Source organism: Acidithiobacillus sp. TH-A35, assembly GCF_057473505.1.
Genome location: NZ_JBYCKR010000226.1, coordinates 1 through 8,346 on the forward strand (window position 1 = coordinate 1; position 8,346 = coordinate 8,346).

Genomic DNA, 8,346 nt, shown 5'->3' on the forward strand with positions numbered 1-8,346 from the left:
ACGGCATCTATCCCAAGCACCGCTGCACGATCCACCGCGGTGGTCCAGACAGACCAGTTATGCGCCTGTGGATAGGTATTGATAGCCAGAAGAGCTTTTTTGCCGGCGCGATGCGCATATTCTATACCGCGAGCGGTATCTTCTGGACCAAAGTTAAGCCCGGAGAAATTGCGCGCATTAGTATCGTCGCGGAAGCCCACATATACAGCATCTGCGCCGTTATCAACAGCAGCTTTCAAGGCAGGCAATCCGCCTGCCGGGCAAACCAATTCCGGTTTACGGTCATTCATATGAAATCATTTCTGATAAACCCACTGGATGAGATACTTTCCGGATGTCGGGCATACGGTCACGCTCGTCGAAATGGCGGCGCGTTGCGGATCGAAAAGTATTGGTGGAGGCCGTTGAATCATCTGGTATATGTATCCGCTCAGGGTTGCAGAGCACGATCAAGCATGTTGTGCAGGCGCCTGTCGGCATGGGTTCTACGAATGGCGCGGTCGATGGTCTGCCTTATTTGCGGACCCAATGGGGCCGGTAGGCAGCTGACCGGGACGAGCCAGTCCAGGTCTATGGAATCCAATATATTCTTAAGGTGGAGTCCAATGGACGTTTCTCCTTCCAACACCAGGCGACGCGCGAAAAAGAGGGTATCCGGATCGTCGAAGCGCAGTGCGAGGCGGCAAAAATCCCTAGCAGTGCCTGCAATGCGCAAATCGACCGGTCCGACCTGGGTTGGGGCAATCCTTCCCAGCCTTATTATTATGCGTATTGATTTTCCGAGGTCGGACACCTCGATCACAACGCGCCGCCCCTCTATCTGAAAGAGATCCGGTTGATGCTTCGCCAGAACCCGGTTAGCCATGCCCACGAAAATAGCCGTGAACACCGGATCCATAAAAATAGTTGTTGTGGCGATAAAATGGCGCGTTAGCGCATACCCAAGCTCCATGAATGTTGTCATTATTAATTTTTGTTGGAAACCCCGGCATTATTGCCAGGAGGGAATAGCGCGGCAAGCTAAGACAGCCCTCCCCTTCCCCACCTCTCCTTTATCAGTTGTTGCGCGCTATTGGGATGCTCAATTGCCCTGTTGACATTCAGATTAAAAAGCGCTACACCTGCATCGTACAAAACAATAAATGGATGTTAAAGTATTTGTAATATGCACGCCCACGGGGCGCAAACGAGGCGGTTGAGATGGACTTGCCATACCTGAAGATTAAAGGGCGGACCCTGCTCCCAGTGATACAGGGGGGTATGGGTATTGGTATTTCAGCGCACAGTTTAGCCGGAGCGGTGGCCGCGGAAGGGGCTGTCGGAACAATTGCGAGCGTGGAGTTGCGCCGCTTGCACGACGACCTGATGCGGCACCTGCGGCGCCTGAGAGACCCGGCAGCCTCAGCCCGGGCAAATCTGACCGCATTAGATCGGGAGATTCAGGAGGCGCGGCGGATTGCCGGCAAAGAGGGATTTATTGCCGTCAACGTCATGCATGCTATTTCCGGCTATCGGGAGCATGTGCTTCAAGCCATCAGGAGTGGGGTCAACGCGGTAATCGTGGGCGCGGGTCTGCCCATGAACCTGCCCACACTGGCGGCGGAATTCCCCAAAGTCGCCTTGATCCCGATCCTTTCCGAAGCACGCGGCGTGCAGGTGGTGGTGCGCCGCTGGATACGCCAGAAGCGCCTTCCGGACGCCATCATCATCGAGAATCCGCAATTCGCGGGCGGTCATCTGGGAGCTACCCGGTTAGAGGATGTTTCCGATCCTCGGTATGGTTTTGCCATTGTCCTACCGGCGATCCGCAAGCTGTGGGAAGAATTGGGCTTGAAATCCGATCAGATTCCGCTCATCGCCGCCGGAGGGATATCTTCCTTTCAGAAAATGCGGGAGATATTTTCCCTTGGCGGGAGCGGAGTTCAGTTGGGCACACCCTTCGCTGTAACCAGCGAGGGCGATGCGCACATCAATTTCAAGCGTGTCCTGGCGGATGCGACACCTAACGACCTCGTGACATTCATGAGTTCGGCAGGATTACCAGCGCGCGCGGTGCTTACCCCCTGGTTGCGCCGCTACCTGGGACGCGAGGGGAGGCTGCGCGCCTGTGCCAGTCCGGATCGTTCTCAATGCCCCAGCCAGACGGAGTGCCTGGTTCACTGCGGTTTCAAGGATGGCCATTCATCTTCCGGACAATTCTGCATAGAGGCGCAGCTTGCTGCTGCGCAGCGCGGTGATGTAGAGCATGGGCTGTTTTTTCGGGGCGCAGGACAGTTACCCTTCGGACAGAAGATCAGAGGCGTTCGCGAACTTTTGGCGTCACTGCTGGGTGAAACCGCACAGACATCCATGGAGGAGTGCATACCCAAGCTGGCTGTATGATCTTACAGCGCTGTCAAAATCGGACCAGCGCGGCTGCCGTGGCTTTTTTTGTGAGCATTCATTAGTTAATCAACAGGTTGGTGAATTCTAACACACCAGAAAAGCGCCGTCCGAAATCTGAAGTTTTTTCTATGTCACTGATTTGTTTTTTCCGATCGGGGCGTGTGGAAAACCTTTTGTGTTTCAGTGTTGACGTATAAGAACTGGTGCGCTGCGTGCCGGACGAAATTGGCAACAGATTTACGGAGTTCCGCGCGCAGACACATTTGAAAAAGGAGTTGTTGCGTTTCTTTCTTCTGGGCCAGCAAAACATACCTATGGGCCCACAAAAAAATGTGAATGGAATACTGGCGGATAACGTCTATATATAACAATGAAGCCAGTTTATTTCAAAGACGGGGTTTTGTTTATAACCGGCCTATAACTATCAAAAAACGGCAAGATGAATTTGATAGTTGCCAGCCCTAACAATCAAGGTGCCACATATGCTACCAAAAAAACCACTTTTATTCATTACTCCACTATTATCAATGACAATAGTCATGGCTTCGGCGGCCTATGGCTCCACTCTCGCTGAAACGGTCTCCACGGTCAGTGCTGTCAGTGTTACTGCGGCGACGGCGTCCGTCACCGCGAGCGGTATTCCCACGGTTGTGCAGTCCACCTGCATGGCCTGTCATGGCATGCAGGGCATAGCGGCTGACGGGGGCATGTTCCCGAACCTAGCGGGGCAATGGCGGCCCTACCTTTTGCGGCAGCTCGATCATTTTAAAACCCACACACGGTCGGATCCGCAATCACCCATCATGTGGGGGATGGTGGCTCCACTGACAGCGGCGCAGATACAGCAGGTCGCCGACTATTTTTCGCCACAGAAGCCCGCATCGGGGCATGTTTATGACCCCAAACTCGTGGCCGAAGGGAAAAAGCTGTACTTTGGTGGCCTGCCCGACAAACACATGCCGGCCTGCATGGCCTGCCATGGTGCAACACTGGCCGGTCTGCCTCCTTATTTCCCCAGGCTGGCGGGACAAAAACGCACTTATGTGATCAATCAACTGACGTATTTCAAATCCGGACAGCGGGTCGCCACCCACAAGGGCATCATGCAATATGTGGCCTCCAGGCTGAACTCTACGCAAATCACGGCATTAGCCGCTTACATAAGGTCTCGGTGAGCGCCATGATGGAGAGCGGTTATACCAAAGCGAAAGGCGACGGCACCCTGGACGGGAAAACCATACTTGTGACGGGTGCAGGGGATGGTATCGGCAAGGCGGTGGCCATCGAGTATGCCCGTCAAGGCGCTACGGTCATTCTGTTAGGCAGGACGAAGCGTAATCTGGAAGGCGTCTACGATGAAATCACCGATTATGGCTATTCCGAACCGGCGATTCTCGTGGTAGACCTGGCCAACCCGGCAAGCGACGCGTTCAAAACCGTGGGCGCCGCTATTTCCAGCGAGTTCAAACAACTGAACGGTATAGTGCATAACGCCGCAGAACTCGGGATGCTAACACCTCTGGAGAACTATGAAGGGGCATTATGGGACCATGTATTCCAGGTCAACGTAAAGTCCCCGCTGTTGGTGACGCAGCAGTGCCTCCCGTTACTGAAAGAGGCGTCGTACGCATCCATTATTTTCACGACGGACGAGTCCGGCGCAAAACCTAAAGGCTATTGGGGCGCCTACGGTGTGAGCAAAGCCGCCATATTACATATGGCCCGCATGTGGGCGATAGAGTATGCCAATACGCTTATCCGGGTGAATATCGTAGACCCAGGTCCGTGCAGAACAGGGCTGCGTCTGCTGACGCATCCCGGCATGCCGATGAAGCGATATACCCCACCTGAAGCCATCACTAGCATCTATACCAAATTAATGGATTGTGACGTTCTGTGTCATAACGGCGAGTTATTTTATGCCCAGAATTTTATCAATCCCGATCTGGATGACAGAACTGAAAAAGATTTGGCAAGTTCTACGGTGTAGTCCATCAAACAACAGACAGGAATCGATATCATGTCAGACGAAAGGCAAGACAGCAAACATGCTCCAAATGTAACACGCCGCCGCTTTCTGACGGCGCTGGTAACGGTGTCCGGCGCGGCGGTGGCAGGCACCATCGCGGTACCCATGGTGAAATCATTGGACCCAACAGCCGCCGCCGCGGCATTAGCCACCACCACCATCGATCTGAACCCTATCGAGCCTGGCATGCAAATGGTGGCGCTGTGGCAGGAGAAACCGGTAATTGTAGTAAACAGAACGCCGGAGATGCTGGCCACCCTAGATGAATCAGAGCAAAAGGGCATATTGAAGGATCCCAATTGCAATGTGCCGCAGCAACCACCCTATTGCAAGAACAAGTACCGGTCGCGCGTTCCGGAATGGTATGTTGGTATAAAAATATGCAACCACCTGTGTTGCATACCGCATTACCGGCCCAAAAAAGCCAGTGTCGCTCCGTGGTGGCTCGGCGGATTTCACTGCCCCTGCCATGGCTCGATGTACGATCTTTCGGCACGCGTAATCAAAGGGTCACCTGCCCCCCACAATATGGCAGTTCCCGAATATGACATCGATGTGGCCAAAAAAACCGTCGTTGTCACCAAAATGTACCCGCTCGCCCATTTGTGCTGAGTGTGGTAGCCGAGAAAGGAGGCTGATATGAGTTTCAAAGAGTGGTTTGTCAAACGTTCTCCGCTGCCGGAGATGTGGCGCGAGCACATGGCTGAATACTATGCGCCAAAGAACTTCAATATTTTCTACTACGCCGGGTCGTTACTTTTACTGATGGTGGTGCTGCAGTTCCTGTCCGGATTTCTGGTGCTAGCGCACTACATACCTACCGCTGAAGGTGCATACGACTCTGTTTACGGCATCATGTACGACGTGCATTATGGCTGGCTCATGCAGTATATGCACGTGGATGGCGTGTCGCTGATATTCGTGCTGCTGTATGTGCATATGGCGCGGGGCATGCTGTATGGCTCCTACCGATCACCACGGGAACTCGTCTGGATCATTGGCTATACGACCTATTTGGCGTTCATGGCGGAGGCATTCTTCGGATATGTGTTGCCTTATTCGAACCTCTCCTACTGGGCCGGTACGGTGATCACCTCTTTATTGAAGTCCATTCCGTTTATCGGTGGCTGGGTTACCACCCTGGTACGTGGTGGTCCTGGCATGAGTGGCGACACGCTGGGGCGGTTTATGGCCCTGCACGTTACATTGGTATTTCTGGTCATTGTCGGGCTGATCGTTTTCCACATCCTTTATCTCCATAAAGTCGGCTCCAACAACCCCGATGGCATTGAGATCAAGGCTAACAAAGGGCCGGATGGCCACCCCGTGGATGGCATTCCATTTCATCCCTACTACTCCGTTAAGGACTTGTTTGGATTCGGTGTGTGGCTGATCATCTTTGGCGCGATCATCTTCTATGCACCGACATTTCATCATATTTTTCTTGAACGTACCATGTCGACGCCCGCGAATCCGCTTAAAAGCCTACCGGATGTTACGCCGCCGTGGTATTTATCACCTTTTTACGCGATGCTGAGATCCATTCCCAATAAGAATGCGGGCATCATATTAATGGTGTTCGCGGTGCTGATCCCGTTCGTGCTCCCATGGCTCGACAGGAATCCGGTGAAATCGACGCGATATCGTCCGATCACCCGTATCATGCTTCTCATATTTTTCATTAACTTCTTTGTGCTTGCCTATCTAGGAGAGCAACCCCCGCTGCCGAAGTATTTTTTCATGGAAAGACTGGGGGCATTCATCTATGTGGCGTTCTTCATTTTGCTGCCATTCGTGAGCAAATTCGAACCGACCCGGACACCGCCGGCGCGCGTCCGTTTCCATGCCCACTGAGTTTGGGCAGAGAGGAGGAGTTATGAAAAGGTATGTGGTGTGGGCAGGTATGGCCCTGGGACTGCTTGCTGGCAGCGCATCTGGTGCATTTGCGGACAATGGGCCACAATTATTGACGCCGCATTATACTTATAATGCAAAGACCATCATCAGCGGCGCAAGGTTGTTTGCAACCAACTGTATGGCGTGTCACTCAATAAAATTTATGCGTTATGAGTTTTTAACCCATGATCTAGGCATGTCAAAATCAGACGTACATAAATATGTCATGTTACCGACGGGATCGACATTCAAGGATAACATGATATCCGCCATGCCGACCGGCATGGCGCATAAATGGTTCGGGCTTCCCCCGCCTGATCTCAGCCAGATGGTCCGGTATAAGAGTCAGGACTGGATATACACTTATTTGCTCTCCTTTTACCGCGATCCCAAGCGCCCGTCCGGGTGGAATAACCATGTATTTCCCAATGTAGCTATGCCAGACGTGCTTGCCCCGTATGGCGGGATCGTAAATGAACATGGAAAGCTGCTTCGTGCGGGGGACGAGTCTCCCCAGAAATTCAAGGAACAGGTCACGGATATCGTCGCGTTCTTAAGATTCGTGTCGGACCCATCCGTCGTGCAACGACACGACAAGGGGCCCTGGGTGCTCGGTCTGCTGGCATTTTTTACCATAGTGGCCTATTTCCTCAAAAAGGAATACTGGAAGGAGGTAAAATGATGAAAGGTTGTTTGGATACATGAGACGGTATCCCACCGATCGTGGTGAGGCAGGCTGTAAAACCGTTAATCTGAAGGAGCGATATCATGAATGAGAAACTGAAGGAAACCGAAAGTTCAAAAGCCGGGAATATAAGCCGTCGTGACATGCTGAAAGGCATCGCCATTACCGCTGGCATCGTGGCTGCCGGCACGGTGGTCGGGGTAAATCCCATCGGCGCGGCCCATGCTGCCGGCAACTGCCCAGGAACCACGCCAAAGGCCGAGGTGCAATATCAGCCGCATCCCAAGGGGAAAGAGCAATGCTCTGCTTGTGCCAATTTTATTGCGCCGAAGTGCTGTAAAGTGGTAGCCGGACCCGTCGCGCCTGACGGATATTGCATCGCGTTCACCCCGATGCCCGCATAGTCACATTTGTCCGTGTGTTCCTCCTGCTTCTCCCCTTCTTCGAAAGGGGAGCTTTTATTTTTTACCGTACCACGTATGCTGCGGCTTCGTTGCCCACAGAAATCCGGCAAATCGTCAGGTTGCAGCAGATGCTGGTGGTACCCTGTGATCATCCAACTGGATACTGGAGTCGAGCATGTCCGGGCAGCAATATGACCTGAAATCAAACCCCGCCATGGTGTTGGCGGATGTTACAGTCGCCCAGTCGGCATATATTGGATCGCTGATTATATTTATCTGCAGCTTTCCGTTTTTGTCTCTCGGCACGGGATTCTTCATAGTAATCGGCGCGGTGTTCATCGTTTTGGCATTTATTGATGTCGCCAACATGGCTACCCTGACGTTTACCACGAGCTGTGCGGCAGACAATGACAAATTGATTGTCAGATACGGACTGATTCGTCCGACAAGCGCCATCATACCCGCTTCGGCCATTCGCCATATAGGGATTGGTCAGAGTTGGCTTGGATCAAAACTAAAATATGGCTCGATAATTATTCTCGGAGATGATCTTGGTATCCGGTTGCAGTATATAAAGGATCCTCAAATTGCACTGGGTGCCATTAAAAACTCCATCGGACTATCGTGATGTTTTCTAGAACCATCAAAGCGGATCTGCGGACGATAAGAACGGGTCCCTGGAAACCCATATCTGTTAGTTGATTCGGTGCTGGTCATTTTCGTCGAATGGTTATGGATATATGGCACTTCCCAGTTTTCCGTTTTGTTTCTATGGAACGGCACCGGAATATTCTCCATCTTCATGGAGATCAGAAACTTCGGGAGATGTATTCTTCCGGAAGGTGGCGATAACATGGGCCTGTCCGGCTTTTGGCATGGAAAAGGCCCGAGAATACGATCCCTGACCTTTGGGGGAACTGGTGCGCAGTACTGGAGTCGAACCAGTG

Annotated in this window: 10 protein-coding genes; 8 read left to right on the forward strand and 2 right to left on the reverse strand. The window is 52.5% G+C overall.

Annotated features, from left to right (window positions below; all coding sequences use genetic code 11):
• Together AC2VNK_RS07630 and ubiT are read right to left on the reverse strand one after the other, a co-directional pair.
• The coding region (locus AC2VNK_RS07630) for a peptidase U32 family protein (protein ID WP_486883362.1) at window positions 1-290 on the reverse strand (290 nt) is incomplete at its 3' end.
• A gap of 140 nt (window positions 291-430) precedes the next feature.
• A complete protein-coding gene (ubiT, locus tag AC2VNK_RS07635; RefSeq protein ID WP_291523859.1) occupies window positions 431-952 on the reverse strand; it encodes a ubiquinone anaerobic biosynthesis accessory factor UbiT in 522 nt (173 codons plus the stop codon).
• Window positions 953-1,200: 248 nt separating this feature from the next.
• Between ubiT and AC2VNK_RS07640 the strand changes: the two genes are divergently transcribed.
• The 8 genes from AC2VNK_RS07640 (at window position 1,201) to AC2VNK_RS07675 (ending at window position 8,027) form a co-directional block, all read left to right on the forward strand.
• Window positions 1,201-2,382: an NAD(P)H-dependent flavin oxidoreductase gene (locus tag AC2VNK_RS07640; RefSeq protein WP_486883363.1), complete on the forward strand. Its 1,182-nt coding sequence runs from the start codon at window positions 1,201-1,203 to the stop codon at window positions 2,380-2,382.
• 485 nt (window positions 2,383-2,867) lie between these two features.
• Window positions 2,868-3,560, forward strand: a complete 693-nt coding sequence (locus AC2VNK_RS07645; RefSeq protein ID WP_486883364.1) for a c-type cytochrome — start codon at window positions 2,868-2,870, stop codon at window positions 3,558-3,560.
• Between the two features lie 5 nt (window positions 3,561-3,565).
• Window positions 3,566-4,375, forward strand: a complete 810-nt coding sequence (locus AC2VNK_RS07650) for an SDR family NAD(P)-dependent oxidoreductase (protein WP_291523854.1) — start codon at window positions 3,566-3,568, stop codon at window positions 4,373-4,375.
• 30 nt (window positions 4,376-4,405) lie between these two features.
• Window positions 4,406-5,026, forward strand: coding sequence for a ubiquinol-cytochrome c reductase iron-sulfur subunit (gene petA / locus AC2VNK_RS07655; protein ID WP_291523852.1), 621 nt, complete (start codon window positions 4,406-4,408; stop codon window positions 5,024-5,026).
• A 27-nt stretch (window positions 5,027-5,053) separates the two neighbouring features.
• Window positions 5,054-6,268, forward strand: coding sequence for a cytochrome b (locus AC2VNK_RS07660; protein ID WP_291523848.1), 1,215 nt, complete (start codon window positions 5,054-5,056; stop codon window positions 6,266-6,268).
• Between the two features lie 22 nt (window positions 6,269-6,290).
• The gene (locus AC2VNK_RS07665; protein ID WP_291523846.1) at window positions 6,291-6,992 is read left to right on the forward strand and encodes a cytochrome c1; all 702 of its coding nucleotides are present in this window, start codon (window positions 6,291-6,293) and stop codon (window positions 6,990-6,992) included.
• Between the two features lie 86 nt (window positions 6,993-7,078).
• The gene (iro, locus tag AC2VNK_RS07670) at window positions 7,079-7,399 is read left to right on the forward strand and encodes an iron oxidase (RefSeq protein ID WP_291523844.1); all 321 of its coding nucleotides are present in this window, start codon (window positions 7,079-7,081) and stop codon (window positions 7,397-7,399) included.
• A gap of 175 nt (window positions 7,400-7,574) precedes the next feature.
• The gene (locus AC2VNK_RS07675) at window positions 7,575-8,027 is read left to right on the forward strand and encodes a PH domain-containing protein (protein WP_291523842.1); all 453 of its coding nucleotides are present in this window, start codon (window positions 7,575-7,577) and stop codon (window positions 8,025-8,027) included.
• Window positions 8,028-8,346 lie beyond the last annotated feature (319 nt).

Excerpts from the sequence above, each read along its gene's own strand:
- ubiT (WP_291523859.1), bottom strand. The coding sequence starts at position 952 with ATGGAGCTTGGGTATGCGCTAACGCGCCATTTTATCGCCACAACAACT.
- AC2VNK_RS07640 (WP_486883363.1), top strand. The coding sequence starts at position 1,201 with ATGGACTTGCCATACCTGAAGATTAAAGGGCGGACCCTGCTCCCAGTG.
- AC2VNK_RS07645 (WP_486883364.1), top strand. The coding sequence starts at position 2,868 with ATGCTACCAAAAAAACCACTTTTATTCATTACTCCACTATTATCAATG.
- AC2VNK_RS07650 (WP_291523854.1), top strand. The coding sequence starts at position 3,566 with ATGATGGAGAGCGGTTATACCAAAGCGAAAGGCGACGGCACCCTGGAC.
- petA (WP_291523852.1), top strand. The coding sequence starts at position 4,406 with ATGTCAGACGAAAGGCAAGACAGCAAACATGCTCCAAATGTAACACGC.
- AC2VNK_RS07660 (WP_291523848.1), top strand. The coding sequence starts at position 5,054 with ATGAGTTTCAAAGAGTGGTTTGTCAAACGTTCTCCGCTGCCGGAGATG.
- AC2VNK_RS07665 (WP_291523846.1), top strand. The coding sequence starts at position 6,291 with ATGAAAAGGTATGTGGTGTGGGCAGGTATGGCCCTGGGACTGCTTGCT.
- iro (WP_291523844.1), top strand. The coding sequence starts at position 7,079 with ATGAATGAGAAACTGAAGGAAACCGAAAGTTCAAAAGCCGGGAATATA.
- AC2VNK_RS07675 (WP_291523842.1), top strand. The coding sequence starts at position 7,575 with ATGTCCGGGCAGCAATATGACCTGAAATCAAACCCCGCCATGGTGTTG.